Source organism: Streptomyces sp. MUSC 14 (assembly GCF_001866675.1).
GTDB lineage: Bacteria > Actinomycetota > Actinomycetes > Streptomycetales > Streptomycetaceae > Streptomyces.
The window spans coordinates 33,590-58,016 of the sequence record NZ_MLYN01000049.1 but is presented as its reverse complement, the minus strand read 5'-3'; the positions used below and the strand labels follow the sequence as shown (position 1 = coordinate 58,016).

General features: G+C 69.8%; 25 protein-coding genes. 19 read left to right on the top strand and 6 right to left on the bottom strand.

Going from position 1 to position 24,427, the window contains the following annotated elements:
• Nucleotides 1-209 precede the first annotated feature (209 nt).
• The 15 genes from BIV25_RS47870 to BIV25_RS29855 all read left to right on the top strand — a co-directional run bounded on the left by BIV25_RS47870 (nt 210) and on the right by BIV25_RS29855 (nt 15,957).
• On the top strand, nt 210-1,169 hold the full coding sequence (locus BIV25_RS47870) for a phosphotransferase (protein WP_177235469.1): 960 nt from the start codon (nt 210-212) through the stop codon (nt 1,167-1,169).
• The gene (locus BIV25_RS29920) at nt 1,166-2,170 is read left to right on the top strand and encodes a T3SS effector HopA1 family protein (RefSeq protein ID WP_071375576.1); all 1,005 of its coding nucleotides are present in this window, start codon (nt 1,166-1,168) and stop codon (nt 2,168-2,170) included. Before BIV25_RS47870 ends, BIV25_RS29920 begins: the two co-directional genes overlap by 4 nt.
• On the top strand, nt 2,167-3,117 hold the full coding sequence (locus BIV25_RS29915; protein ID WP_143076724.1) for a phosphotransferase: 951 nt from the start codon (nt 2,167-2,169) through the stop codon (nt 3,115-3,117). The genes BIV25_RS29920 and BIV25_RS29915 overlap by 4 nt, the downstream gene beginning before the upstream one ends.
• The gene (locus tag BIV25_RS29910; RefSeq protein WP_071375574.1) at nt 3,114-3,719 is read left to right on the top strand and encodes a flavoprotein; all 606 of its coding nucleotides are present in this window, start codon (nt 3,114-3,116) and stop codon (nt 3,717-3,719) included. Before BIV25_RS29915 ends, BIV25_RS29910 begins: the two co-directional genes overlap by 4 nt.
• 7 nt (nt 3,720-3,726) lie before the next feature.
• Nucleotides 3,727-4,944 (top strand): 50S ribosomal protein L11 methyltransferase, encoded by a 1,218-nt coding sequence (locus BIV25_RS29905; protein WP_256256223.1) that lies wholly within the window; start codon nt 3,727-3,729, stop codon nt 4,942-4,944.
• 37 nt (nt 4,945-4,981) lie between these two features.
• Nucleotides 4,982-6,334: a YcaO-like family protein gene (locus BIV25_RS29900; RefSeq protein ID WP_071375573.1), complete on the top strand. Its 1,353-nt coding sequence runs from the start codon at nt 4,982-4,984 to the stop codon at nt 6,332-6,334.
• Nucleotides 6,335-6,348: 14 nt separating this feature from the next.
• On the top strand, nt 6,349-7,041 hold the full coding sequence (locus tag BIV25_RS29895; protein WP_071375572.1) for a TfuA-like protein: 693 nt from the start codon (nt 6,349-6,351) through the stop codon (nt 7,039-7,041).
• Nucleotides 7,038-7,910: a phytanoyl-CoA dioxygenase family protein gene (locus tag BIV25_RS29890; protein WP_071375571.1), complete on the top strand. Its 873-nt coding sequence runs from the start codon at nt 7,038-7,040 to the stop codon at nt 7,908-7,910. Before BIV25_RS29895 ends, BIV25_RS29890 begins: the two co-directional genes overlap by 4 nt.
• Nucleotides 7,907-8,740, top strand: coding sequence for a C1 family peptidase (locus BIV25_RS29885; RefSeq protein WP_071375570.1), 834 nt, complete (start codon nt 7,907-7,909; stop codon nt 8,738-8,740). The genes BIV25_RS29890 and BIV25_RS29885 overlap by 4 nt, the downstream gene beginning before the upstream one ends.
• A gap of 227 nt (nt 8,741-8,967) precedes the next feature.
• Nucleotides 8,968-9,723 carry a hypothetical protein gene (locus tag BIV25_RS29880; RefSeq protein WP_071375618.1) on the top strand — a complete coding sequence of 252 codons (756 nt, stop codon included), beginning with the start codon at nt 8,968-8,970 and terminating at the stop codon, nt 9,721-9,723.
• Between the two features lie 367 nt (nt 9,724-10,090).
• On the top strand, nt 10,091-11,617 hold the full coding sequence (locus BIV25_RS29875; RefSeq protein ID WP_071375569.1) for a hypothetical protein: 1,527 nt from the start codon (nt 10,091-10,093) through the stop codon (nt 11,615-11,617).
• A 281-nt stretch (nt 11,618-11,898) separates the two neighbouring features.
• Nucleotides 11,899-12,150 carry a hypothetical protein gene (locus BIV25_RS29870; protein ID WP_071375568.1) on the top strand — a complete coding sequence of 84 codons (252 nt, stop codon included), beginning with the start codon at nt 11,899-11,901 and terminating at the stop codon, nt 12,148-12,150.
• A gap of 11 nt (nt 12,151-12,161) precedes the next feature.
• Nucleotides 12,162-13,361, top strand: a complete 1,200-nt coding sequence (locus tag BIV25_RS29865) for a flotillin family protein (protein ID WP_071375567.1) — start codon at nt 12,162-12,164, stop codon at nt 13,359-13,361.
• Nucleotides 13,362-13,587: 226 nt separating this feature from the next.
• The gene (locus tag BIV25_RS29860) at nt 13,588-13,863 is read left to right on the top strand and encodes a hypothetical protein (RefSeq protein WP_071375566.1); all 276 of its coding nucleotides are present in this window, start codon (nt 13,588-13,590) and stop codon (nt 13,861-13,863) included.
• A 270-nt stretch (nt 13,864-14,133) separates the two neighbouring features.
• Complete coding sequence (locus BIV25_RS29855; protein ID WP_079176969.1) at nt 14,134-15,957, top strand: phosphatidylglycerol lysyltransferase domain-containing protein; 1,824 nt, start codon at nt 14,134-14,136, stop codon at nt 15,955-15,957.
• Between the two features lie 74 nt (nt 15,958-16,031).
• Here the strand turns inward: BIV25_RS29855 and BIV25_RS29850 are convergent, their stop codons facing one another.
• The 4 genes from BIV25_RS29850 to BIV25_RS29835 all read right to left on the bottom strand — a co-directional run bounded on the left by BIV25_RS29850 (nt 16,032) and on the right by BIV25_RS29835 (nt 20,605).
• Nucleotides 16,032-17,459, bottom strand: a complete 1,428-nt coding sequence (locus BIV25_RS29850) for a sensor histidine kinase (RefSeq protein WP_071375565.1) — start codon at nt 17,457-17,459, stop codon at nt 16,032-16,034.
• On the bottom strand, nt 17,460-18,197 hold the full coding sequence (locus BIV25_RS29845; protein ID WP_079176968.1) for a response regulator transcription factor: 738 nt from the start codon (nt 18,195-18,197) through the stop codon (nt 17,460-17,462).
• 355 nt (nt 18,198-18,552) lie between these two features.
• The gene (locus BIV25_RS29840; protein WP_071375563.1) at nt 18,553-19,638 is read right to left on the bottom strand and encodes an LLM class flavin-dependent oxidoreductase; all 1,086 of its coding nucleotides are present in this window, start codon (nt 19,636-19,638) and stop codon (nt 18,553-18,555) included.
• Between the two features lie 76 nt (nt 19,639-19,714).
• Nucleotides 19,715-20,605: an NADP-dependent oxidoreductase gene (locus BIV25_RS29835; RefSeq protein ID WP_071375562.1), complete on the bottom strand. Its 891-nt coding sequence runs from the start codon at nt 20,603-20,605 to the stop codon at nt 19,715-19,717.
• A 123-nt stretch (nt 20,606-20,728) separates the two neighbouring features.
• On the opposite strand from BIV25_RS29835, the gene BIV25_RS29830 reads away from it, so the two are divergent.
• Entirely contained in the window at nt 20,729-21,133 is a 405-nt protein-coding gene (locus BIV25_RS29830; protein WP_071375561.1) for a helix-turn-helix domain-containing protein, read from the top strand.
• A gap of 25 nt (nt 21,134-21,158) precedes the next feature.
• On the opposite strand, the gene BIV25_RS29825 is transcribed toward BIV25_RS29830, so the two are convergent.
• Nucleotides 21,159-21,641 carry a hypothetical protein gene (locus BIV25_RS29825; RefSeq protein WP_071375616.1) on the bottom strand — a complete coding sequence of 161 codons (483 nt, stop codon included), beginning with the start codon at nt 21,639-21,641 and terminating at the stop codon, nt 21,159-21,161.
• Nucleotides 21,642-21,757: 116 nt separating this feature from the next.
• Here BIV25_RS29825 and BIV25_RS29820 point away from each other — a divergent pair, with 116 nt between their 5' ends.
• The 3 genes from BIV25_RS29820 to BIV25_RS29810 all read left to right on the top strand — a co-directional run bounded on the left by BIV25_RS29820 (nt 21,758) and on the right by BIV25_RS29810 (nt 23,114).
• Nucleotides 21,758-22,096: a YnfA family protein gene (locus BIV25_RS29820; protein ID WP_071375560.1), complete on the top strand. Its 339-nt coding sequence runs from the start codon at nt 21,758-21,760 to the stop codon at nt 22,094-22,096.
• 62 nt (nt 22,097-22,158) lie between these two features.
• Nucleotides 22,159-22,926, top strand: coding sequence for an SDR family NAD(P)-dependent oxidoreductase (locus BIV25_RS29815; protein WP_071375559.1), 768 nt, complete (start codon nt 22,159-22,161; stop codon nt 22,924-22,926).
• Complete coding sequence (locus BIV25_RS29810) at nt 22,926-23,114, top strand: hypothetical protein (RefSeq protein ID WP_071375558.1); 189 nt, start codon at nt 22,926-22,928, stop codon at nt 23,112-23,114. The genes BIV25_RS29815 and BIV25_RS29810 overlap by 1 nt, the downstream gene beginning before the upstream one ends.
• Before the next feature lie 29 nt (nt 23,115-23,143).
• Here BIV25_RS29810 and BIV25_RS29805 read toward each other — a convergent pair whose 3' ends face one another.
• Nucleotides 23,144-24,337 (bottom strand): RtcB family protein, encoded by a 1,194-nt coding sequence (locus BIV25_RS29805; protein WP_071375557.1) that lies wholly within the window; start codon nt 24,335-24,337, stop codon nt 23,144-23,146.
• Nucleotides 24,338-24,427 lie beyond the last annotated feature (90 nt).

Genomic DNA, 24,427 nt, shown 5'->3' with positions numbered 1-24,427 from the left:
TGATGACAAGCGCTTCGCATAGCCCAGCCGGTGTCGCGTCGCCGAGTGCCGGAGGGGAGGGCGGCAGCACGTCTTCGCCGTGGTGCGGGGCGCTGCCGAACGAGTCCGGGCCCGAAATGGCCCGGACTCGTTCCTGGCTCTCTTCGCTCGGTATCGACCGGGGCGACATCGTTCGGATACAGACCTTCACAGCTCGCAACAGCGTGGCGATGCTGCACTTCGAGGACGGGACGGCACTCTTCCTGAAACAGGTTGATCCAGCAACGGCCAGAGCCGTCGGCACGGCAACCGGCAACGAAGAGAAAATGCTTAGACTGATACCCGAAGCCGACGTTCCACATTACGTCAGGACGGCTGTTCCTCGTTTCATTGCAACCGACCCGGAAACCGAAACCCTGGTCATGGAGGGAAAGACCGGCTTCGTTTCGATGCGGGATGTTGGCCGGAAATTCCCCGAGATGCCTGTGCCACTACTGGTGTCGCTGGCCTCCGTGACCGCCGGGCTTCACAACTCCACGGTCGAGCGATTCGCCACGGACCCGGTGTACCGTCCGCAACTCATCGATTTTCCCTTCGCTTCCTTCGTCGCCCTGACCCCGAGCGAGCTCGCGAGCGGACCGGGGATGGATTACTCCGACTACGCGGCCACCATGCAGGCGGTCGACGACAGTGTGGCCCGGATGCGCGAGGAGTGGACCCCGAGGCGGCTGGTGCACTTCGACCTCCGGGACGACAACATCCTGGTCAAGGACGCCGACGGTGCGCGCCCCCAAGTCGCGCTCGTCGACTGGGAACTGTCAGGCTTCGGCGACCCGATGCTCGACGTGGGCACCATCGCCGGACAGTTCCTGATCCAGTGGCTGCACACCGTGCGGGGCAACGCCGGCCGTCTGGCCGACGCCAGCACGTGGGCCACCGTGCGACGCAACGTCGGCCTTTTCCTCACCGCGTACGAACACAGCGCCCCGCTCTCACCGGAGCAGCGGGACCTCGCATTCCGCTACGCCGGACTGTCCGTCCTGATGTACGCGGCCGGGCGGCTGGAGCAGATCGGCTCACTAGGGCGGATCGGGCATCTGTGTCTCTTCGTGGGCCGCACGTTGCTGAACGACCCCCGAGGCGTGGCCGAGCTACTCGCTCCCGGCACCCTCCGGAAGGCGGGCGCATGAACCGATACCAGGCGGCATTCGCCGCGATCGCCGAGGACGTGGAGGTGCTGAACGAGTCAGCCTTCCACCACCGCGAGTGGGGAGAGCTTCGCCCCGCCCCTGGCGTCGAGTCCGTGCCCGAGGATCTCCCCGTCCTGCCCCACCTGTCCCGGTTCCTGTACCTGAGCTACTACGCCGGCGACACCCGCGCCGCACGCTGGCTCATCGACGGCGCACCCGTGGTGCTGGGCACACGCAGGCGGGAGGCCCCGGCCGTGGCCCGTGCCCTGTCCGAAGCAAATCAGGGCAGCGGCTACTGGGACTCTGACTGGCGCACGGTCACTGCGGGGCCGGAGAGGTGCCTCGTGCGCAAGAACAGCCTGACCCTGACCGTCACCGCGGAGGAGAGACTGCCGCCGTCGGCCGGACCGGGACAACCGGTGAGCGTCAGGTTTCCGCCCGAGCGCCCGTACATGTACCCCGGCTGGTACCTCGCCATCGGTGACGCGGGACTGCCCCGCCACGGCGAACGTCCCGTCGTACGTCTGTACTACACGCCCCGGGACCCGGCGGCGGCCGCCGGCCTGATGCGTGCGATCACCGAGCTGTTGTGCGGCGCGGGTGTCCCGTACCAGTTGAAGGCGGCCAACCACCCGGAGGGGTACGAGCGGCGGGACGCGATGGTCCTCTATCTGTACCGCGACGACTGGCGCTGCCAAGAGCGCGCGTTGACGGACCTGCACCGCGAGCACAGCGGCACGCTCCGGGACACCGGCCCCGCTTTCGCGCTGGAGCTGGGCCGGGGCTGGTGGCAGGCGGACGAGCCCGAGCAGCGGCAGGGCCGACTGATGAGCTTCGGCCAGCACCGTTGCCTGCTGGTCGCTGAGGGGCTCGTGGCGGCCTGGCGGGACGGCCGGACGACCGCGGCCGACCGGCTCGACGCCATCGAGGAGCGCTACCGGGCCGAGCAACTCGATCCCGCGAAGCCGTACCTCAACGCGCAAGGGAGCACCGCTCTATGACTCACACCACTGTGCAGACCGGGCAGCCGGTGCGCTCGCTTCCTGGCCCGTTCGTCACCCGCGTCTGTCTTCGGGGCGACGGTGGGTACCGCTGGGGAGAGAGCATCCCGGAGGCCACACCCGCCTATCTCGACGCCGACGCGCTGAACGCCCTCGCCGACGCGATCACCCCGACGCCAGCCACCCGGTACGCCTGCCTTCCACAGCTGGCCGACGCCCGCACCGCCATCCACCCCGTGGTGGCCACACCGGCGCTGCTCAGCGACGCCGTCTTCAGCGGCTCGGCGCCAGGTGAGGCAGCCGGCCCAAACGACGTGCGGGTATTCCGCGAGCTCGGCATCTTCCTCGCGCACCTGCACGCCATCCCCGTCACACAGGTGCGCGCCCTGCCGGTCAGGCCCCGCCCGGCTTGGTTGGACGCGGCACCGGATGCAGCAGCGGGCATCCGCGCCGCGCGCGACCGGCTGGACCAAAACACAGCCCCACGCATCCGGTGTCTCGCCGACGCGGATTCAGTACCAGGGCCCGATGCCTGTCCACAGGCCGTCGTGCATGGTCGGCTGTCAACCGGCTCCTGCGTCCCCAGCACGGTTCCACGCGTGCTCGGCTGGCGGGAGGCCGGCATCGCCGACCCCATGACCGACCTCGCGTTACTGCTGCGGGACCTGGTGCAGTCCGCCGCGGCCATGGGCGCGCGGGAACTCCAGGAACGGCGGGCCGAAGAGACGGTCAGGGGCTACGAGACGACCCGGGGCGTTCAGCTGAGCAAGGACGAGCATGCACGGCTGGCCGCACACCTCGCCGCCGGCATCCTCCAGCACGTGGCCCTGCGCGCCTGGTCAGCGTCCGATCAGCAGGGCGCCGAGGCGCTGTTGCGGCAGGGCGAACTAGCCCTTCCCGGCGTCCTGCGTGCCGTCGGCACTCCCGAAGAGGTGATCGGCCGATGAGCGAGCGCGCCAGCAGCCCAGAGGAGGCGCTCGCCGAGGTGCGGTTGCTGTGGGGGGTGTGTGGCTCCTTCTCCGCCGTCGCGGTCCCCCATGTGAACGCATGGCTGCGCGGCACCGTGGGGATCCAGGAGATCCGCACCATCATGACCGCGCAGGCGCACGCCCTCATGGGGCCGCGCATGATCGAGGCCGTCACCGGCCACGCCCCGGTGACCGACTGGGAGGACCACACAGGCGGCGGCGCCGCGCACGTCGCCCTCGGTTCCTGGGCGGACGTGCTGGTGGTGCTTCCGGCCACCGCGAACTTCCTGGCGAAGGCCGCGCACGGCATCGCCGACGACGTCCTGACGGCCACCCTCCTCGCCGCCGAGTGCCCCGTGATCATCGCGCCCGTCATGAACGCAGCCATGTGGTCCAAGCCCGCCGTACGCCGCAACGCCGACCAACTACGCGAGGACGGCTACCAGATCGTCGAGCCGAAGGAAGGCATCTCCCTCACCGAAGGTCGCCGGGAAGCCGGTTCGCTCGGCGACTTCCAGCCGGCCATCTCCGCCGCCCTGGTGCAGGCGGCCGCCCGACTTACACACCCACGAGGACAGTGATCAGCACATGCCGAAACTCTCACCCGACACCGTGCTCCACCGGGCGCCGTCCTTCATCGCGGAGGTCGACACCAGCAACGAGGTGAAGATCCACTTCGAGAGCCGTATCCTCAAACTCGGCCATGACGCGCTCGGCCTCCTCGATCTCTTTCACCAGCCCCGCACGGTCGGCCAGGCGCTGACACTGCTCAGCCCCCGGTTGAAGGGGCCCCGGGCCGCTCAGGAAGCGCTGGCCACCGTGGTCTCGCTCCACCAGGCGGGCCTGCTGCGCACCGATGCGACCGCGGGATTCAGCAACCAGCCGTTCCCCAAAGGCGGCTACGACGCTGCGTTCGTCCACATCGCCATGCTGGACGACCCAGTGCGCAAGGCCGCCTTCCAACAAGCCGTTCGCGAGACGGTCCGGGAGGGGGATATCGTCCTCGACCTGGGGACCGGCTCCGGCATCCTGGCAATCACCGCCGCGCAGGCGGGAGCCCGCAAGGTCTACGCGGTCGAGCCAGCCGGCATGGTCCACCTGGCCCAGCGGATCGCCGAGCGCAACGGGGTAGCCGACCGCATCGAATTCATCCCAGGTTGGTCGCCGCAGCTCGAACTCCCAGAGCGGGCCGATGTCCTACTGACGGACATCGTCGGCAACGAAGCGCTGGACATGCAAATCTGGGAGACCGTCCAAGACGCCCGGCGCCGACTGATGACGGACACCCCCCGCCTGGTCCCAGGCTGGCTCACCTCGTTCGCAACATTGACCCGGATTCCCGACGACGTACTCGACAAGCACCGGGTCACCCAAGCTCATCTCGCGCGCTGGAAGGAGATGTTCGGCATCGACTTCGGCCCCATGGCCGAGTCAGACAGCCGACGCTCCATCGGCTTCTACGAGCGCCCGGAGACCGTGCAGACCTGGGAGTTCCTGTCCAAGCCGACCGAGCTGTACCAGGTCGACCTGCACCAGGACTTGATCCGCCCGCTTGAAACCCAGTGCACGCTCACCGCCGATCGCGCGGGCGAAGCCAACGCCATCGTCGTGCATTTCGAGGCTCAGCTCGGGCCGAACGCCACCCTGTCGACGGCCCCTTGGCTGGGCTGCGCCCGTAGCCACTGGTACACTGCCGTCTGGGCGCTTCCGGAACCCGTGGAAATCACCACCGGCCAGGAACTGGCCTACACCTACAGCTACTTCGGCGACGGCACATCCCGCCTCGAACCCGTCGGCAGCCGCTGACCTGCCCGGTGTACAGCGCATCCAAGGAGCCCTTGCTTTGAAACTGCGTTCCAGCGTTCCCAAGATCACCGGAAACGGCCCGCACCGCGAGATCACCGCCGAGACCACCTACGCACGCATGGCCCCGCACCTGAAGCGGATCGGCGTGACCAGGGTCGCCGACATCACCGGTCTCGACCGAGTCGGTATCCCCGTCTACAACGCCATCGCCCCGCGGTCGTTCGACATCATCTCCGTCTACAACGGCAAGGGCGCGACGAAGATCGACGCCAAGACGTCGGCCATCATGGAGGCTGCCGAACGCTTCGCCGCTTCCCTGCCCCTACGGCCGACCGCGATCGCCTCCTACCCGGAACTCGAAAAGTCCGGACGTGCCGTGCTCGACCCCCGGTCGTGCAACTTCGAGCTGCACCACGCCTACCGCATCGACACCCCCATCTCCTGGGTGGAGGGCTACGACCTGATGCACGAGCGCAATGTCCTCGTGCCACAGTTCCTGGCCGGCTACTACATGAGCTACCACGAGGTCCCCTGCTACCCCGTCTCCACGACCAACGGGATCGCATCCGGTAACTCCCTGGAAGAGGCCATCTGCCACGCCCTGTGCGAGCTCGTCGAGCGCGACGACTGGACCATGGCCGACCTCATCTCCAACCGCCTCGGCAAGCTGGCCGCCGACGACGAAGGCGGCCCCGTAGGGGACGCTATTCGGGCCTGGGCGCAAGAGCGCCACCCCAGCCTCGATCCATCGACACTTCCGCCACGGGCACAGTTCTTCATGGAAAAGTTTCTGGACGCCGGGATCGCCATCGAGGTGAAGAACATCACCTCGGCGACGGGCATCCCGAGCTTCCAGGCGGTGGTGTCGGAATACGTCGCTGACTCCTTCTCCCGCTCCCACCATGGCATCGGAACTCACCCGGACGCCGAGGTCGCCGTCGTACGGGCCATCAGCGAGGTCGCCCAGTCCCGCGTGGTGGACATCCAGGCCATGCGCGAGGACATCACCGCCGCCGGGCAACCCGTCGAGAAGGCGCTTTACCACGTGCGGCGCAGCAACCGCGCGAACCCCGACTCCTGGGCCATCAAGCCGTCCGCACGCCCCATCCGCTTCCAGAATGTCCCGTCCCATCCCAGCACGGACGTCATGGACGACGTACGGCTACTGCTCCAGCGTCTGCGGGCTCGCGGCCTTGACCAGGCCATCGCCGTCGACCTGTCAGCGCCCGGCGTACCCGCCACAGTCGTACGGGTCATCGTGCCCGGCATCGAGTCCTGGACTGTCGACCGCAACAAGCTTGGTCCTCGGGCCGCCCAGGCGTGGAACAACGCCCTGGCCGCCATCAACTCGGCCCGACAGCAGCTGCTGACCGCCGGTTCCGCCCAGTGAGGGAAGAAGACATCATGCGTACGGTCGTGTTCGTCGGCCCCAGCCTGCCGCCCGAGGAGGCTGCGGCCCGCCTTCCCGGCGCCGAGTTCCTGCCGCCCATCGAGCGCGGGGACATCGACACCCTCATGGCGCAGGAGCAACCGCCGAACCGCATCGGCATCATCGACGGGAAGTTCCTGCAGAGTTTCTCGATTTCCCCCAAGGAGATCCTGCGGGCCATGGACCGCGGGGTCCGCGTCTACGGCTCGTCCAGCATGGGCGCCCTCCGAGCCGCCGAACTCGACGTGTACGGCATGACCGGAGTCGGAACCGTGTACAGCATGTACGCCTCTGGCGCCCTGGAGGATGACGACGAGGTCGCCATCACCTTCGACAGCGAGTCGCTGCGTCCGGTGTGCGAACCCATGGTCAACATCCGCGTTGCGATCGACGCGGCGCTGCGCCGGAGGGTGGTGAGCAAGGACAACGCGGAACTGTTCCTGGAGACCGCCAAGGCTCTGTACTTCCCGCAGCGCACCAGCGCCGCCGCCCTGCACCAGCTGAAGGGCACCATGCCCGAACCCGACCGACAGCGTCTTGCCGACTACCTGCGGTCCCCCGAGGCTCCGGATGCCAAGCGGGACGACGCGCTCGCCCTGCTAGACCGGATGCGGCAGGACGCCAAAGAGTACGGGATCGTGCCCGTCCCGGAGGTGGCTGCCCGATGACCACGACCGCTCCCGACTTGGCGGCACGGTTCCGCACCGACGGATTCGCCTTCCCTGTGGACGCGCTCACGCGTGCCGAGGCCGAACAGGCGCTGGCCGAGTGCCAAACCTACTTGCGTGCCGTGAGCGCAGTGGGCGGCGCCCTGGCACGGTACGCCGCCTTCCCCAAGATCCACCTGGTCGCCTCCTGGGCCGATCGGATCGTGCACCACCCCGCGATCCTCGGCGCCGTCGAGTCACTGCTGGGACCCGACCTGCTGGTGTGGTCCACCAACCTCTTCATCAGGCCCGCGCACAGCGGTAGTTCACTCGCCTGGCACCAGGACGCCGTCTACCTGGGCCTGGACGGCTACCAGCAGCACGCGGCACGCGTCTGGGTCGCGCTCACCGACACCACTGTCGCCAACGGCACCATGCGCTACGCGCGGGGTTCACATCTGCGCGGCGCGTTGCCACATCGGTTCGGTGGTTCCGGCCTAGAGGACATCATGCGCGGTGAGGAGATCGCCGTCGACATCGATGAGGCGGCGGCTGTCGACGTTCTCCTTGACGCTGGCCAGTGCTCTGTGCACCATCTGGCCATGGCCCACGCTTCGGGCCCCAACCAGACCGATACTGGACGTTTCAACTTCGCAATCGACTACATCACACCGCGAGTCTCCCCCACCGCGGGCGAGGACAGCGCCCTGCTCGTCCGCGGCACGGACACCGGTGCTTTCCTGCCCGAGCGCAGGCCCGAGTCCAACTTCGACCAGGCCGCCCTGAACGAGTTCTACTCCGCTGTCACTCGTCGCCAGAAGCGGATCGACCAGACGGTCCAGAAACGGAACGCCGGGAAAGGCCCCGACACACCCCGGGACCCGTCGTGACGACGGCACACCCTACCGGCAAGGACGCCGACTCCGCGGTCTCCGAAGCCGCCGACGCCGACTGGCTGTCCGGGATCGTGCCTCCCTGGTGGACGGCCGGAAGCGTCCCTCACCGGATGGACCTGTCCGGCTGGATGCCACCCGTGATCGACCAGGGGCAGGTCCCCCTGTGCACCGCCGCGGTCACCACGGCGATCGCCGGCTATTACGCCCGCCGGGCCAAGCAGCTGGAGTTCACCCCCTCAGTCCTTTTCAATTACCGGCTCTCACGCCGGCTCGCCGGTTCCGCGGACCGCAAGGGCTCCCGTCTCGAACACAGCTTCCGCGCCTGGGCAGAGTCGGGGCTGTGCGAGGAGGCAGCCTGGCCGTACGACGAACTCGGTCCGACCCGGGTCGACCGGGATCCGCCCGAGCACTGCCACGTCAGCGCGTGGCACTCCCGCCCGATCGCGCGTCCGCTGCGTGCGCCGGACGGGGCTGGCCTGCTCGACCTGGCGCGCCGGTACATCGCGCTGGGCATCCCTGTGAGCGTGGAGATCCGGCTCTGTCCGTCGATCTCCATGTCCCTGCTGAACGGCGGTGTCATTCCTGTACAGCTGCCCACGGAGCAGTCGGTGGGACCTCATGTGGTCCTGTTGACCGGCTACGACGACGAGGCGGACACCGCTCCCTACGACCGGGGTACCGGCTCGGGAGCCTTCCGCGTCCGGAACAGCTGGGGAACCGGCTGGGGGGTCCAGGGCTACGGCCTCCTCCCCTATTCCTTCCTCGAACAGAAACTCACTGGCGAGAACTGGATTGTCGTGGAAGAGGACTGGCAGAAACAGTGAGTGCGGCTCGTCCGGAAAGCTCTCTTTTCGGGCCGCGTCTGCGAAAGAAAGCAGCCAGTACGGGCCTTCGCGGCGCTTAGCCGCGAAGAGCCAGCGGGGATAATAACCAGTGAACTTAACACCCCCGAGAGGAAAGTTGGTTGACGTTGCGGAGGTTCCTGGCGACCACCGCCCGATGGGCGGCACCTACCGTTGTCCTCGCCCAGGTCTGCCTCGTATGGACAGGCGTGTTCAGCCTCGGCGAGGCGGTGGCGGTCGGACTGCTACTCGAACTCCTCCTGGCCGGGATCGTGATCACCGAGTTCACCCTTGCCACGCGGGCCTACAAGACCTCCCGGAGCCGGGGTGCCGACGGGCAGGAGGCCCTCAACCAGGCGCTATCCACCGTGCTCCCTGCCCCTGTGGCCAAGGCGATGGGGATGGAATTCGGCCTTTTCCGCGCTCTTTGGCGCTGGATCCGCCGCAAGCCGGACGCACCCGAAGGACACCAGATCCTGACCTACGGCTCGGAAATCAAGCCAATCATGTGGGCAATGGTGTTTCTCGTGCCTCTGGAGATCCTCGCCGTCGAGTTCCTCGTCCCCTGGTCCGTGGTGCGCATCATCCTGCTGGCGCTCTCCATCTACGGAACCCTCTGGGTGCTCGGCTTCATTGCGGCACTGTCCGTCCGCCCTCACAGCGTCGGCGACGGCAAAATGGTGCTGCGGTTTGCCCACTTCGTGCAGATCGCGATCCCGCTTGACCTCGTCGAATCGGTCCGCACGACCCGGCACAGCGGCTATCGCAGAGCCGTCCAGATCAACGACGGCATCCTGGCGATGCCAATCGGTGACTCCACCACCCTGAGCGTCAAGCTGCGCGAGCCGTACTCTGTGGCGCCCAAGCCCGGGAAGCCGTTCCAGGAGGTGCGAGAGGTCCGCTTCGCCGCGGACAATACTCGTGAAGCCGTCCGTATCCTCACGGCGAACATCGTCGCCGACTGATCCGGCTGTCGGCCCTCGACGGTCGTGGTCGCCGAGGGCACATCCAGGGCACATGAGCCTGGGAAACGGCGTTGAACCGTGAGAACTACAGAGAGGAGTTCTCCCAGGTCAACGCACATTTCCCGGCGAAACCGCAGGTCAGCCCCCTCCCGCCCCCACTCGCTGCACGAGTGGCAGGACTTCTCACACCGGCTGCATGAGGCGGGGCATCAGCCGTATTGCTTGGTTTGGCCCTGAGCTGCGGGTTTCGTTTGGTTTGGGGAGGCTTTCGGGTCCGCCCTCGCTGTGTCCGAGGGGTCAGTGATGTGTACGTGTCACCCCTGCGCTACCGTGACTCACTTTTGTCGCGCACCTATTGGGGGGTCTGATGCGGCGAATCACAGCGGCAGCGAGTGTCGTCATCGCGCTCGGTCCGGTTCTTCTCGCCGGTGCTTCCACGGCGTCGGCCGCGGGCGGATCACTGACCGTCACGACGTTGGACCGGAGCGGCAAGCCGGTGTACGCCCAGGTGGCGGTCTACAACACGAAGACGAACGACTTCCGCTTCATCGACAGCAACAAGGCGACGTCGCTGCCCGCCGGCAGCTACGAGCTCGTCACGTCCGTCGTCGACGCCCGGGACGAGGGCGCCACGGTCGGCGGGCGCAGTGTGACCGTCTCCGGCACCACGAAGACGACGTTCGACGCCCGGCAGGGCCGCGCGGTCAAGGTCTCGCTCAGCCCGAACCCGGGCAGCGGATACGACCAGACGGTCAGCGCGTACGTCTGCGCCTCCGACAACGGCCCGGCCAGCATGGGCACGTCGGCACCGGCGGGCGACCTGTACGTCATCCCGTCGAGCAGCAAGGCGTACGAGCTGTCCTACGGCACCACCTACCAGCCGCGGTCGGCGACCGGCGGGGACTTCTGGGTGGCGTCCGCCACGCACACGGGCGGCGTGCCGTCCGGGGTGTCCGCGACGCTTCCGCAGTCCAGGCTGACCGCCCTCAAGGTGTCCGCCCGCTCAGGCCCGGACAGCGGGCAGGCGGACTTCTCGTTCCACTACTCTTCGGCGAGCGGCGGCTCCTGCTCGTGGGGTCCGAACTCGCTCCAGTTCCAGCGTGAGCTGCCCAACTCCTTCACCGCCCATCTCCCGGCCGGGCAGTGGCAGGTGAGCCAGCAGGGCAACGACTTCGTCTATGGCGGGTTCCACGGCTACGCGGCGGGCCGGACGACCTCGCTGACCCTCGGTCACGCGGTCTGGGGGCCCGGCGGGCGGCTGCCCAACACCTGGTACAAGCAGCTGTACCCCGGGTCCGTCAATCCGTTCGCCGATCCGACCCTGCCCGACGGCGGGACGCTGGCGAGCGGCAGTGTGAAGCTGACCCACGCGGGCAGGACGCTCTACTCGCACGCCTACGGCCCCGGGCAGGAGATCGACGGGCATCCGGTGCTCCCCGGTGCGGGCTGGTACACGCTGTACGAGAGCGGCCGGCGCGGCCTGCCGTCCGGTTCGCTGTCCACCACGGCGAGCCTCAGCCTGACCTTCTACGCGGACCCGGGCAGGAACCAGCAGATCCGGGACTACATCACCCGGTTCTGGCCCGACGCGCTGAACTCCAGGAACCAGGCGGCCCCCGGGTCGACCACGACCGTCGTCCTGGGCATGCAGCGCAACGGCACGGACGACAGCACGATCCAGCAGCTGTCGGACGGTGTGAAGTCCGTGCGGGCCTGGTACACCGCCGACAACGGCACGACCTGGCACGCCGCCGCCGCGAAGCTGTCCGGCGGCACGTGGACCATGGCCGTCCACAACCCCTCCTCCGGCCGCGTCGGCCTGCGCTCGACGGTCACCGACACCCACGGCGACAGCTCGACCACGACGGTCTACAACGCGTACGCCGTCGGCTGAGGCCCGACGGCCCCGCGGGACGGAACCGGCCCTCACCGCCGCCCCAGGGCCGACGACGGCTGTCTCAACTCCCCCACTCCGTCCCGTCGTTCTCGACGGCGACTCCTCCGGCGACACGGTCGGCCGCGGCCCGGGAACGGCCCTCGCCGAGGCGCGCCCCGGCCGCCGTACCGCCTCCCCCCGTGCCCGCCCGCTACGCCGCACCCTCGCGCCCGTTGGGAACCGGCCGCAGTGGGGTTATCGTCGGAATCCTGGGGCCAGGACGAGGAGGACGGCCGGTGATGTCGCAGGACGAGGCCGTGATCGGCTGCACGGGCAAGGTGCTCATCGGGACCCGCGGAACCGCCGGGCCCGGCGAGGTGCTGGTGCGGGTCAGAGGCGGCTCCGAGACCTTCCTCGCCTGGTCCGAGAGTCCCCTGCCCGCAGGCGCCACGGTCCTCGTGATCGAATCTCGCGGATGCCGCGAGGTCGGCGTCATCGAGTGGGTGGATCCATTGGACGCGCTCGACGGAGACACCGCCGGCGCAAGCTGAGGAGTACAGGCATGTTCGGATACCGCGTTCCCGCTCCCGACGAGGCGATGCTGATCTCGGGAGGCAGGCGGGGACTGGGGGGCGCTCCGTTCCGCGTGGTCACGGGCCACGGCAAATTCGTGCTTCCGGTCTTTCGCAAGGTCCGCTTCCTCACGCTGTCGATGTGTGAGGCGGAGGTCACCGAGACCTGTGTGACCAAGCAGGGCATCTCCCTGCACGTGCGCGCGGTCATCGCCTTCAAGGTCGGCAACGACCAGGAGAGCATCATCAACGCCGGCCAGCGCTTCCTGTCCGACCAGGAGCAGATGTCGATCCTGACCGGCCGGATCTTCGCCGGTCACCTGCGGGCCATCATCGGCTCGATGACGGTCGAGGAGATCGTCACCGAGCGGCAGAAGCTCGCCGCCGAGGTGCTCGACACCTCGAAGGTGGAGATGGCGAAGATCGGCCTGATCGTGGACTCGCTGCAGATCCAGTCGATCGACGACGGCGACACCGGCTACATCGCCGCGATGTCCGCCCCGCACAAGGCGGCCATCCAGCGCCAGGCCCAGATCGCCCAGGCGCAGGCCACCCAGGCCTCGGTCGAGGCGGAGCAGGCGGCGGCCCGCAAGCAGGCCGAGTACGCCCGGCAGACCGCCGTCGTCCAGGCCGAGTACTCGGCCGAGGTCGACCGTGCGCAGGCGCACGCCTCCCAGGCCGGTCCGCTGGCGCAGGCCCACGCCCAGCAGGAGGTGCTCGAAGCGCAGACCGAACTGGCGCAGAAGCAGGCCGAGTTGCGGCAACAGCAGCTGGTGGCCGAGGTCGTCAAGCCCGCTCAGGCCGAGGCCGAGCGGGTCCGGATCCTCGCCGCCGCCGAGGCCCAGCGCATGAAGATCCAGGCGGAGGCCGCGGCCTCCTACGACCGGGTCGCGCTGGACCGGATGCTGATCGACCAGCTCCCGCAGATCGTGAAGGAGGCCGCGGGCGGCCTGGCGGGCGCCAACGTCAACGTCCTCAACGGCGCCGACGGCCTCGGCGAGATCGCCGCCGGCCTGGTCTCCCAGGGCCTGACGATCCTCGACTCGGTCCGCCAGAACCTGGGCGGCCAGGACAAGGAGAAGACCGACACCGTGGGCGCCGCCGGGGGCACCAATCCGAGCGGCCTGCTCCAGCTGCGCGCGGGCAAGGGCCGGCCCTCGGACGACGACGGTCCGGTCAGCGTCGACTAGTACGGCGACGGGGCACCCCTCGCAGGTGGCGGGGCCGGTCCCGACCGGCACCGCCACCGCGAGGCCCTCGACGCCGTCCGGCACGGAGGACCTCACCGCAGAACCGGTCACGAGAACGCCCACCACCCCCACCGGTGACATCCCGGCCCGGCGACACCACCCGGAAACCCTACGTATTGTAGGTTCCCAACCGCCAGCGGCCACACGTCTGTTCAACGGGGGACCCATGCAGGACACCGAGACGAAAGCCGACGAGGAGGCGGGCGTGCGCAGCCTCGCGCCCACGGTGACCCTGCTGGTCGTCAGCCTGATCGTCGCCGCCGTGGGCGTGTACGAGCTCTGCGGTTTCGGGCTGCACAGCCTCGACCGGCGCCCGCACCTGTTCAGTGACGGCCTCGCGACCGGCGGGGTGATCGTCGCCGCGGTGGCGGCCGGCGCGGCGGTGGGCAACCTGGCCTGGCACCTGGCGGCAGCCCGGCGCGGTACGGGCAAATCCGGTTGATTTCCGGTAAGACGCACAGCCGGGACACAGAAAGGGCCGGGTAAGGCGAGCACAGGGAGTTCCCAGGAAGGCGGGAACAGGCAGATCCAGGTAAGAGCGGATGCCGGTACGCTCCCGATAGCCCCGGCGCCCGGACCATCGCCGTCCGCTCCGTGTGAATCCGGTGAATGCCGCCGCATCGGGGCCGCGCACACGCGCATCCACGTTTACCCTACGAACTGTAGGGTCGACGTCTGCCCTGTCCCTCCCGACCCAAGGTGACCAGTCACCATGCCCGCAGAGCAGTCGACCGTGATCGACGCGCAGGTCCCCGCCCAACGCGGCGGTCGCCGCGAGTTCCAGTTGCCCGCACCCAGCCCCCGGCTGCGCGCGGCGGCGGCCTCGGCCACCGTCTGGTACCTGCGGCTGATCGCCGTCTTCAACGTCATCGCGGTGATGTCGCTGCCGTTCCGCAAAGAGGTACAGGAACACAACGACGGCAAACTCTTCACCGCACGCCACGTGCACGCCCACGTCCACCACGCCGGCAAGTTCTTCACGCCGTACCTGGCCACCGCGGGCCTGGTCTCGGCCGCGGCGGCGATCTTCCTGGCGCTGGTGATGCGGCGCGGGAAGCGGGCCGGGTGGGTGGTCAACATGCTGCTCGCCGGCCCCCTGTTCGTGCTGTACGTCCTCGCGCTCACCCAGCACCCGTTCAGCGGCCACGTCTTCAACTGGGTCTCCACAGGCCTCACCGGCCTCTTCGTGGCCGCGCTGCTGATCGGCCGCCGGGAGTTCAACGCCATCGGCGACCCCTCCAGCCCGAAGCTCGCCCTGGCCGTCGGCGTCGGCGGCGTCCTGGTGACCGGCGGCCTCGGCACGCTGCTCGTGCACGCCACCAACAAGCTGCACCACGCGCCGGTCCTCGAAGAGCTGGCGTACACCCTGCTGCGCGGCATCAGCGTCGGCCCGCTCGCCGACCGGGTCGACTCCGTGCACGCGCCCCGCTGGGTCGACATCATCATCAACATCCTGCTGGCCGGCGTCTTCTGCCTGGTCCTGTACGCCTGCTTCCGCTCCCCGCGCGGGCGCCGGCTGCTCACCGACGAGGACGAGGAGAAGCTGCGCGCGCTGCTCGACAAGCACGGCGCCCGTGACTCCCTCGGCTACTTCGCGCTGCGCCGCGACAAGGCCGCCATCTTCTCGCCCACCGGGAAGGCGGCCGTCACCTACCGCGTCATCGGCGCCGTCTCCCTCGCCTCCGGCGACCCGATCGGCGACCCCGAGGCCTGGCCCGGTGCCATCGACGCCTGGCTGTCGGAGGCCCGCCGGCACGCATGGACCCCGGCCGTCATGGGGGCGAGCGAGGAGGCGGGCACGATCTACGCCCGCCACGGCCTGGACGCCCTCGAACTCGGCGACGAGGCGATCGTGGACATCGCGGACTTCACCCTGGAGGGCCGCGCCATGCGCGTCGTCCGCCAGGCCCACAACCGGGTCAAGCGGGCCGGCTACACGGTCCGGGTCCGCCGCCACGAGGACATCCCCGAAGAGGAGATGAACCGCCTCGTCCAGCGCGCCGACGACTGGCGCGACGGCGCCACCGAACGCGGCTTCTCCATGGCCCTCGGCCGGCTCGGCGACCCCGGGGACGGCCGCTGCGTGATGCTGGAGTGCCGCGACGCGAACGACGAACCGCGCGCCCTGCTCAGCTTCGTCCCCTGGGGCGAGCACGGCCTGTCCCTGGACCTGATGCGCCGCGACCGCGACAGCGAGAACGGCCTGATGGAGTACATGGTCGTGGAACTCCTGGTCCAGGCGAAGGAGTTGGGGATCCAGCGGGTCTCGCTGAACTTCGCGATGTTCCGCGCGGTCTTCGAGCGCGGCGCCCGCCTCGGTGCCGGTCCGGTCCTGCGTCTGTGGCGCTCCGTCCTGACCTTCTTCTCCCGCTGGTGGCAGATCGAGTCCCTGTACCGCGCCAACGCCAAGTACCGCCCGGTCTGGGAGCCGCGGTTCCTGCTGTTCGCCAAGTCCAGCGACATACCGCGCATCGGCCTGGCCTCGGCCCGGGCGGAGGGGTTCCTCGAACTGCCGGGTATGGGCGGGAAGTCGTAGGACGCGACGGCGGCGACGGCTGGAGAGCGGTGGCGGCGGCTGATGGTCTTCAGCCGCCGCCACCGCTCTCCGCTTCACACGATCCCGCCGCCCACAGTGAACCCGATGACCGCGCCGCCACCCTCGCGCCGGAAGGCGAACGGCGCTCCGCCGTGCGCCATGGCGACCTCGCGGACGATGGACAGTCCGAGGCCCGAGCCCGGCAGGGAGCGGGCGTCGGCGGCCCGGTAGAAGCGGTCGAAGATGCGGATGAGGTCGCCCTCGGCGATACCCGGCCCCCGGTCCAGCACCTCGACCCGGACCGTCCCCGAGCGGGCCGGCCCGGTGACGTTGAGCTCGATGGGCGACGTACGGTCCCGGTCGAACTTGGCCGCGTTCTCCACCAGGTTGGACATGGCCCGCTGGAGCATGCCCGGCCGGCCGTCGGTGGTCGTGTCACCGCTCGTGCGGAGCACGATCTCGCGGCCGGTACGGCGCTTGGCCAGCCCCACCACCTCCTCGGCGATGTCGGCGAGGTCGACGCGCTGCGGCGGCTCGGTGTCGGACTGCCCGGCGGCGAGGTCGACCAGCTCGTTGACCAGGTCGGTCAGTTCGCGGGCCTCCTGGCCGAGGTCGGCGACCAGGTCCTCACGGGTCTCGGGCGGGAGCTCGTCGATACGGCGCAGCAGCGAGATGTTCGTCCGCAGGGACGTGAGCGGGGTGCGCAGCTCGTGCCCCGCGTCCTGGACCAGCCGGCGCTGGTCCTCCTCGGACTGCGCGAGCCGGCCCAGCATCCGGTCGAAGGCGCGGCCCAGCCGGCCCACCTCGTCCAGCCCGGTGACCGGCACGTCGATGCCCAGCCGGCGGGTGCGGGCCACGTCCTCGGCGGCGGAGGTGAGGATCACCAGGCGCCGGGTGATCCGGCGCGCCAGCCACCAGCCGAACAGACCGGCGGCCACCACGACCGCCGCCATCAGTATCAGCGTGCGCTGCTGAAGGGTGCGCAGCAGGTCCTCGGTGTCGCTGAACTCCTGCGCGATCTGCACCGCGCCCCGGCCGTCGCCGAGCGAGATGGTGGCGACCCGGTACAGGTCCGAGTCCACCGGCACGTCCTTGTGCTCGACCACCTTCCCGGCGGTCTGCGCGAGGGCCATCGCCTTGTCGCGGGAGGTGACGGGCAGGCTCGGGCTGCCGTGGTCCACTATCTGGCCCTGTGCGCCCAGTACCTGGACGTCGGTGCGCGCCGGCCGGACCAGGTCGTGCCCCGGCCGGGACGACGAGAAGTCCTCCGGCACCATCTCGTGCTGCCGCACCTCGTCCCGTACGTCCTGCACGACCTGCGAGAACACCGACTGCTGGTCGACCCGGACCAGCCGCGCGGCGGAGCTGTACGACAGGATGCCGACGAGGATCGTGACCGCCGCGGTGACGGCCGCGAAGGAGACGACAAAGGTGGTGCGCAGGGAGACGAGCCCCGGCCGGCGCCCGGCCAGCGACCGCCTGAGCCGCTTGAGGCGGCCCACTCAGTCCTCCCGCAGCACGTAACCCACGCCCCGCACGGTGTGGATCAGCTGCGGGGCACCGGGCTCGTCGAGCTTGCGGCGCAGGTAGCCGACGTACACGGCGAGGTTCTTGGAGCCGGGTCCGAAGTCGTAGCCCCAGATCCGGTCGTAGATGGTGGAGTGGTCGAGCACGATGCCGGCGTTGCGCACGAGGAGCTCCAGCAGCTCGAACTCGGTGCGGGTCAGCTCCAGCTCGCGCTTGCCGCGCCAGGCGCGGCGGGCCTGGAGGTCCATGCGGATGCCGGCGGCCTCGACCTGCCGGTCCGAGATCTGGACGTCGGCCCGCACGGAGTCGCTCCCGCCGCCGGTGCCGCTCGCCCCGGCGGGCACCGGGAGGGTACGCCGCAGCAGCGCACGCAGCCGCGCGAACACCTCCTCCACGTCGAACGGCTTGACGACGTAGTCGTCGGCGCCGGCGTCCAGGCCCGCGATGCGGTCGGCGGTCTCCACGAGGGCCGTGAGCATGAGGATCGGGGTGCGGTTGCCCTCGGCGCGCAGCACACGGCAGACCTGGAGCCCGTCGATGCCGGGCATCATCACGTCCAGCAGGAGGACGTCCGGCGGCGTCTTGTGGGCCTGGGCCAGCGCTTCCACGCCGTCGGCGACCGCCGTCACCGCATACCCTTCCAGCGTCAGCGCACGCTCCAGGGCATGGCGGATGGCACGGTCGTCTTCGGCGAGCAGCACAGTCTGGGGCACGCCCCCAGTTTGCCAAGCCCTCCGGCGGTTCGGTTGGGACGGGCGGCCGTACGATCACCCTTTTTACCGCCCTCTCACCGTCACACTGGAACCCGGGCCCGCGCCTTTCCGTCCTCTCACCATCTCCGCCCCGCCCGGCAGGGCGGCTTCTCAGCCGCCGAGCCGGGGTGGGGGTCCCCGCGCGAGCGCGGCCGAGCGTGGGGAGGGCAGGCGGAAAAGCGGTCATTTCAGCCGCCGCCCGGTCGGTGCGACAACGGCGCGCCTCCGGCACGACCCGGCGTGACGACCATCGGCCCGACGGCCTCCGCCACGGCGTCCCGCGCGGCTTCTCGACGAGCGGTACCGCAGGTGGTGGCTACACCCGCGGCGCCACCGCGGCGGCGAGCAGGGACCGGTGCGTGGGCGCCTGCGGCACCCCGGCCGGCCGGCCCTTGGCGAACTCCTCGCGCAGCACCGGTACGACCTCCTCGCCCAGCAGGTCGAGCTGCTCCAGCACGGTCTTCAGCGGTAGCCCCGCGTGGTCCATGAGGAACAGCTGGCGCTGGTAGTCACCGGCGTACTCGCGGAACGCCAGCGTCTTCTCGATCACCTGCTGCGGCGAGCCCACGGTCAGCGGGGTCTGCTCGGTGAAGTCCTCCAGCGAGGGCCCGTGGCCGTAGACCGGCGCGTTGTCGAAGTACGGCCGGAACTCACGCACCGCGTCCTGCGAGTTCCTCCGCATGAACACCTGGCCGCCGAGCCCGACGATCGCCTGCTCGGGCGTGCCGTGCCCGTAGTGGGCGTAGCGGGCCCGGTACAGCTCGACCATCCGCCTGGTGTGGTCGGCCGGCCAGAAGATGTTGTTGTGGAAGAAGCCGTCGCCGTAGAAGGCCGCCTGCTCGGCGATCTCCGGCGAGCGGATCGAGCCGTGCCAGACGAACGGGGGTACGCCGTCCAGCGGCCGCGGGGTCGAGGTGAAGCCCTGGAGCGGGGTACGGAACGTGCCCTCCCAGTCCACGACGTCCTCGCGCCACAGCCGGCGCAGCAGGGCGTAGTTCTCGATGGCGAGGTCGATGCCCTTCCGGATGTCCTGGCCGAACCACGGGTACACCGGCCCGGTGTTGCCGCGGCCCGTCATCAGGTCCACCCGCCCGTCGGCCAGGTGCTGGAGCATCGCGAAGTCCTCCGCGATCTTCACCGGGTCGTTGGTGGTGATCAGGGTGGTGGACGTGGACAGGACGAGGCGCTCGGTCCGCGCCGCGATGTAGCCGAGCATGGTGGTCGGCGACGACGGCACGAACGGCGGGTTGTGGTGCTCACCGGTCGCGAAGACGTCCAGGCCGACCTCCTCGGCCTTCCGGGCGATGGCGACCATGGCCTTGATCCGCTCGCCCTCGGTCGGGGTCCGCCCCGTGGTGGGGTCCGGCGTGACGTCGCCGACCGTGAAGATCCCGAACTGCATGGTCGCTCACCCTCCAGATTGTTGACCGTTCAACTATACCTCTCCAACGGCCACCCCACCTCGGGCATTCCACCCCCTACGGCACCAGCACCAGCCGCCCCCGCACACCGCCCTCCGCAAGCCGCGCATGCGCCTCGCCCGCGTCCTCGAAGGCGAACGTCCCGGCCACCCGCAGCGTCAGCGCCCCCTCGTCCACCAGCCGTGCCAGCTCCGCCAGCCGCGCACCGTCCGGCCGCACGGCCACCGACCCGGTCCGCACGCCGCGCACCGCGCCGGGGTGCTCGCCGGGCCGTACGCCCAGGTACGCGCCGCCGTCCCGCACCCACGCGAGCGCCCGCTCGCCGAGCACCGCCGCGTCCAGCACCGCGTCCACACCCCCCGCTCCGGCCCCGTCGGCCGTGAAGCGCGCCGCCCCCAGCGACCGCACCAGCTCCTCGTCGCCCGCCCGGGCCTGCCCGACGACCTCGATCCCCCGGCGCGCGGCCAGCTGCACCGCGAACCCGCCGACCGCGCCCGCCGCCCCGGTCACCAGCAACGTGGCCCCCGGCGCGAGCTCCAGCAGGTCCAGGGCCTGGACCGCGGTCAGCCCGTTCAGCGGCAGGGTGCCCGCGTGCACCGCGTCGGCCGACTCCGGCGCCCCGGCCACCGCGTCCGCGTCGACCACGACGTACTCCGCGTGCGCCCCGAGCGGCGCGTCCACCCCCGGCACCAGCGCCACCACCGCATCACCGACCCGCCAGGAGGCGGGGAACCCCACCGCGTCCACCGTCCCGGCCACGTCCCAGCCGAGCCCGAGCGTCTTGCCGGCCCCGCCGAAGAACCCGGTGCGCACGGCCGCGTCCACCGGGTTCAGCGCACCGGCCGCCACCTTGATCCGCACCTGCCGGGGCCCCGGCTCCGGCACCGCCATGTCCGCGACCTCCACGACCTCCGGGCCGCCGAACGTCCGCACCACGACTGCACGCATGACAAATCTCCCCAACTGATGGTGTATACGGCACTTTCCCGCCGCATCACCAACCGTAGGAGAGCTACTATCCATTGGTAAGTAGTTACCTGAGAGTGCGTATCCGACCCGAAGGAGATCGACATGCCGACGATCACCGCGGCCCAGCGACGCGAACAGGCCCGCGCCGACTACGACGCCTTCCTGCGCGACTGCCCCACCAACCAGCTCCTCGGCCGCCTCAGCGACAAGTGGGTCAGCCTCGTCGTCGCCGCCCTGGCACCCGGCCCCATGCGCTACAGCGACCTCGGCCGCAAGATCGCGGGCGTCAGCCCCAAGATGCTCACACAGACCCTGCGCACCCTCGAACGCGACGGCATCGTCAGCCGCACCGTCACCCCGTCCGTCCCCGTCCGCGTCGACTACGCCCTCACCCCGCTCGGCAGCAGCCTCGCCGGCCTCCTCACCGCCGTGAAGGCATGGGCGGAGACCCACTTCGACGACGTACGGGCGGCCCGCGAGACCTACGACACCGAGAACCCGGCATAGGCCGCCCGGACCGCGGAACCGGACCTCAGAAGGTGTACGCGTCCCCGGTGTCCAGCACGAGGACCTTCAGCCGGCCGTTCGACCCGTCCCTGTCCACCGCGCCGCCCGCCCACACCGTCTCGACCTCCAGCGTGACCTCCGACGACCGCTCGGCCAGCCGCACCGGCACCCGCAGCAGCTCCCCCGCCGCGTCCACGGCCACCGCACCCGTCCCGCACAGAAGCGTGCGCTCGTCCTCCCGCACACACCGGGCCGGCAACTGCTGCGCCGCGGCCAGCGGCACCGACCAGCGCAGCCGCACGGTCGCCTCCGACACGGCGGCGGGCCCGCCGTTCCACGGGGTCAGCCGCAGATCGACCGCTCCCCCGTCCAGCCGCGCCACCCCGTGGAACGCCAGATCGGCCTCGGGAGCGGAAGCCGCAGCGGGAGCGGCACCCCCGCACACCAGCACCACCCCGGCGCACACCACAACCGACAACGCCCCCGACACCACTGCCCGAGCCCGCATCCGCACGCCACTCACCTCGCACTCCGGCCGCCCTGGCTGTCACGGGGATGTATGCCACCGCAGCCGCCGCCCAGGCGCCCTCCAACAGGTGACAAGCGGATGACAAGCTGAGAAGCATGCCGATCCTCCGCTCCGCCGCCCTGTTCGTCGTCGCCGCGCTCTTCGAGATCGGCGGCGCCTGGCTGATCTGGCAGGGGGTACGCGAACACCGCGGCTGGCTGTGGATGGCCGGCGGAGTCCTCTCCCTCGGCGCGTACGGCTTCGTCGCCACGTTCCAGCCCGACGCCCACTTCGGCCGCATCCTCGCCGCGTACGGCGGGATCTTCGTGGCCGGCTCGATCCTGTGGGGCATGGTCGCCGACGGCTACCGCCCCGACCGCTACGACCTCACGGGCGCCCTCATCTGCCTGGCCGGCATGGCCGTGATCATGTGGGCCCCACGGAACGGCGGCTGACCCTCACCTACGCTGGACGGAGCACCGCCACCGGACCACCCGAACGATCACAGGAGCAGCCCATGGCCCCGGCCCCCGCGTCCCGCATCGCCGTCGTCACCGGTGCGAGCGGCGGCATCGGAGCCGCCACGGCCCGGCAGCTGGCCGAGGCCGGGTACCGCGTCGTCCTCACCGCGCGCCGCAAGGACCGCATCGAGGCGCTCGCCGAGGAGCTGACGAAGGCGGGGCACTCGGCGACGGCGTACCCGCTGGACGTGACGGACCGCACGGCGGTGGACGAGTTCGCGAGCGCCTTCACCTCGATCGCCGTCCTGGTCAACAACGCGGGCGGCGCCCTCGGCGCGGACCCGGTGGCCACCGCCGACCCGGAGCACTGGCGCACGATGTACGAGACGAACGTCATCGGCACCCTGCACGTCACCCAGGCCCTGCTCCCGAAGCTGGAGGCGAGCGGCGACGGCACGATCGTGGTGCTCTCCTCCACGGCCGGCCACGGCACCTACGAGGGCGGCGGGGGCTACGTCGCCGCCAAGCACGGCGAGCACGTCCTCGCCGAGACCCTCCGCCTGGAGATCGTCGGCCGCCCGGTCCGCGTCATCGAGATCGCCCCCGGCATGGTCAAGACCGACGAGTTCGCCCTGACCCGCTTCGGCGGAGACACGGCGAAGGCCTCCAAGGTCTACGAGGGCGTCGCCGAACCCCTCACGGCCGACGACGTCGCCGACACGATCGCCTGGGCCGTCACCCGCCCCAGCCACGTCAACGTCGACCTCCTGGTCCTGCGCCCCCGCGCCCAGGCCTCCAACACCAAGGTCCACAGGGAACTGTGATGCCTGAGAGCACCGAATCCCCCGAGCCCGTCGACGCCCTCGACTCCCTCGAAAAAACCCTGGAACAACGCCGCCTCGCCCAGGAGAAGAAGGACGAACGCCGGGTCTGGTGGTTCCTGGGCTACTTCCTCTTCGGGATCCACATCGTGGCCTTCGTCATGATCTACGCGGTGCGGCACGGGAAGTAGCCGCACAGGGTGAGCGGGCGTGAGGGGCCTCAGCCCTTCACGCACACCACCTGCTTCAGCTTCGCCACGACCTCGACCAAGTCCCGCTGCTGGTCGATGACCTGGTCGATCGACTTGTAGGCGCCCGGGATCTCGTCCACGACACCGGAGTCCTTGCGGCACTCCACGCCCCGGGTCTGCTCCTCCAGGTCCTTCGTGGAGAAGCGCTTCTTCGCCGCGTTCCGGCTCATGCGCCGACCCGCGCCGTGCGAGGCCGAGTTGAAGGCCTTCTCGTTGCCGAGGCCCTTCACGATGTACGAGCCCGTGCCCATCGAGCCCGGGATGATCCCGTACTCGCCGGAGCCGGCCCGGATCGCTCCCTTGCGGGTGACGAGCAGGTCCATGCCCTCGTACCGCTCCTCAGCGACATAGTTGTGGTGACAGGAGATCTCCGGCTCGAAGGTCGGCTTGGCCTTCTTGAACTCCTTGCGGATCACGTCCTTCAGGAGCGCCATCATGAGCGTGCGGTTGTGCTTGGCGTACTCCTGCGCCCAGAACAGGTCGTTGCGGTAGGCCGCCATCTGCGGGGTGTCCGAGACGAAGACCGCGAGATCGCGGTCGACCAGGCCCTGGTTGTGCGGCAGCTTCTGGGCCACGCCGATGTGGTGCTCGGCGAGTTCCTTGCCGATGTTCCGGGAACCGGAGTGCAGCATGAGCCACACCGCGCCGGTCGTATCCGTGCAGATCTCGATGAAGTGGTTGCCGCTTCCGAGCGTTCCCATCTGCTTCGAGGCGCGTTCCTGACGGAACTTGACCGCTTCCGCGACCCCCTCGAACCGCCCCCAGAAGTCGTCCCACCCGGCGGTCGCCAGAGCGTGGAAGTCCCCCGGCCCCACCGGATCCTCATGCATCCCCCGCCCCACCGGAATCGCCTGCTCGACCTTCGACCGCAGGCGCGACAGGTCGCCCGGCAGGTCGTTGGCGGTCAGCGAGGTCTTCACCGCGGACATTCCGCAGCCGATGTCCACTCCGACCGCCGCCGGGCACACCGCGCTGCCCATCGCGATGACCGAGCCGACCGTCGCGCCCTTGCCGTAGTGCACGTCCGGCATCACGGCCAGGCCCTTGATCCACGGCAGGGTCGCCACGTTCTGGAGCTGGCGCAGGGCCACGTCCTCCACCGTCGCGGGGTCCGTCCACATCCGGATCGGGACCTTCGCGCCCGGTATCTCCACGTACGACATACGTTCCTCATTCCCCCGTGGGCGATAGCAAAAGACTTAGAAGCGACAAAAACGATAAAGCGCAAAAACGGCGCCATGGTCGGCGAAATG

Excerpts from the sequence above, each read along its gene's own strand:
- BIV25_RS29810 (WP_071375558.1), top strand. The coding sequence starts at position 22,926 with ATGCCTGAGAGCACCGAATCCCCCGAGCCCGTCGACGCCCTCGACTCC.
- BIV25_RS29875 (WP_071375569.1), top strand. The coding sequence starts at position 10,091 with ATGCGGCGAATCACAGCGGCAGCGAGTGTCGTCATCGCGCTCGGTCCG.
- BIV25_RS29895 (WP_071375572.1), top strand. The coding sequence starts at position 6,349 with ATGCGTACGGTCGTGTTCGTCGGCCCCAGCCTGCCGCCCGAGGAGGCT.
- BIV25_RS29890 (WP_071375571.1), top strand. The coding sequence starts at position 7,038 with ATGACCACGACCGCTCCCGACTTGGCGGCACGGTTCCGCACCGACGGA.
- BIV25_RS29920 (WP_071375576.1), top strand. The coding sequence starts at position 1,166 with ATGAACCGATACCAGGCGGCATTCGCCGCGATCGCCGAGGACGTGGAG.
- BIV25_RS29870 (WP_071375568.1), top strand. The coding sequence starts at position 11,899 with ATGTCGCAGGACGAGGCCGTGATCGGCTGCACGGGCAAGGTGCTCATC.
- BIV25_RS29835 (WP_071375562.1), bottom strand. The coding sequence starts at position 20,605 with ATGCGTGCAGTCGTGGTGCGGACGTTCGGCGGCCCGGAGGTCGTGGAG.
- BIV25_RS29825 (WP_071375616.1), bottom strand. The coding sequence starts at position 21,641 with ATGCGGGCTCGGGCAGTGGTGTCGGGGGCGTTGTCGGTTGTGGTGTGC.
- BIV25_RS29910 (WP_071375574.1), top strand. The coding sequence starts at position 3,114 with ATGAGCGAGCGCGCCAGCAGCCCAGAGGAGGCGCTCGCCGAGGTGCGG.
- BIV25_RS29840 (WP_071375563.1), bottom strand. The coding sequence starts at position 19,638 with ATGCAGTTCGGGATCTTCACGGTCGGCGACGTCACGCCGGACCCCACC.
- BIV25_RS29830 (WP_071375561.1), top strand. The coding sequence starts at position 20,729 with ATGCCGACGATCACCGCGGCCCAGCGACGCGAACAGGCCCGCGCCGAC.
- BIV25_RS29805 (WP_071375557.1), bottom strand. The coding sequence starts at position 24,337 with ATGTCGTACGTGGAGATACCGGGCGCGAAGGTCCCGATCCGGATGTGG.
- BIV25_RS29860 (WP_071375566.1), top strand. The coding sequence starts at position 13,588 with ATGCAGGACACCGAGACGAAAGCCGACGAGGAGGCGGGCGTGCGCAGC.
- BIV25_RS47870 (WP_177235469.1), top strand. The coding sequence starts at position 210 with ATGCTGCACTTCGAGGACGGGACGGCACTCTTCCTGAAACAGGTTGAT.
- BIV25_RS29815 (WP_071375559.1), top strand. The coding sequence starts at position 22,159 with ATGGCCCCGGCCCCCGCGTCCCGCATCGCCGTCGTCACCGGTGCGAGC.
- BIV25_RS29915 (WP_143076724.1), top strand. The coding sequence starts at position 2,167 with ATGACTCACACCACTGTGCAGACCGGGCAGCCGGTGCGCTCGCTTCCT.
- BIV25_RS29820 (WP_071375560.1), top strand. The coding sequence starts at position 21,758 with ATGCCGATCCTCCGCTCCGCCGCCCTGTTCGTCGTCGCCGCGCTCTTC.
- BIV25_RS29855 (WP_079176969.1), top strand. The coding sequence starts at position 14,134 with ATGCCCGCAGAGCAGTCGACCGTGATCGACGCGCAGGTCCCCGCCCAA.
- BIV25_RS29905 (WP_256256223.1), top strand. The coding sequence starts at position 3,727 with ATGCCGAAACTCTCACCCGACACCGTGCTCCACCGGGCGCCGTCCTTC.
- BIV25_RS29865 (WP_071375567.1), top strand. The coding sequence starts at position 12,162 with ATGTTCGGATACCGCGTTCCCGCTCCCGACGAGGCGATGCTGATCTCG.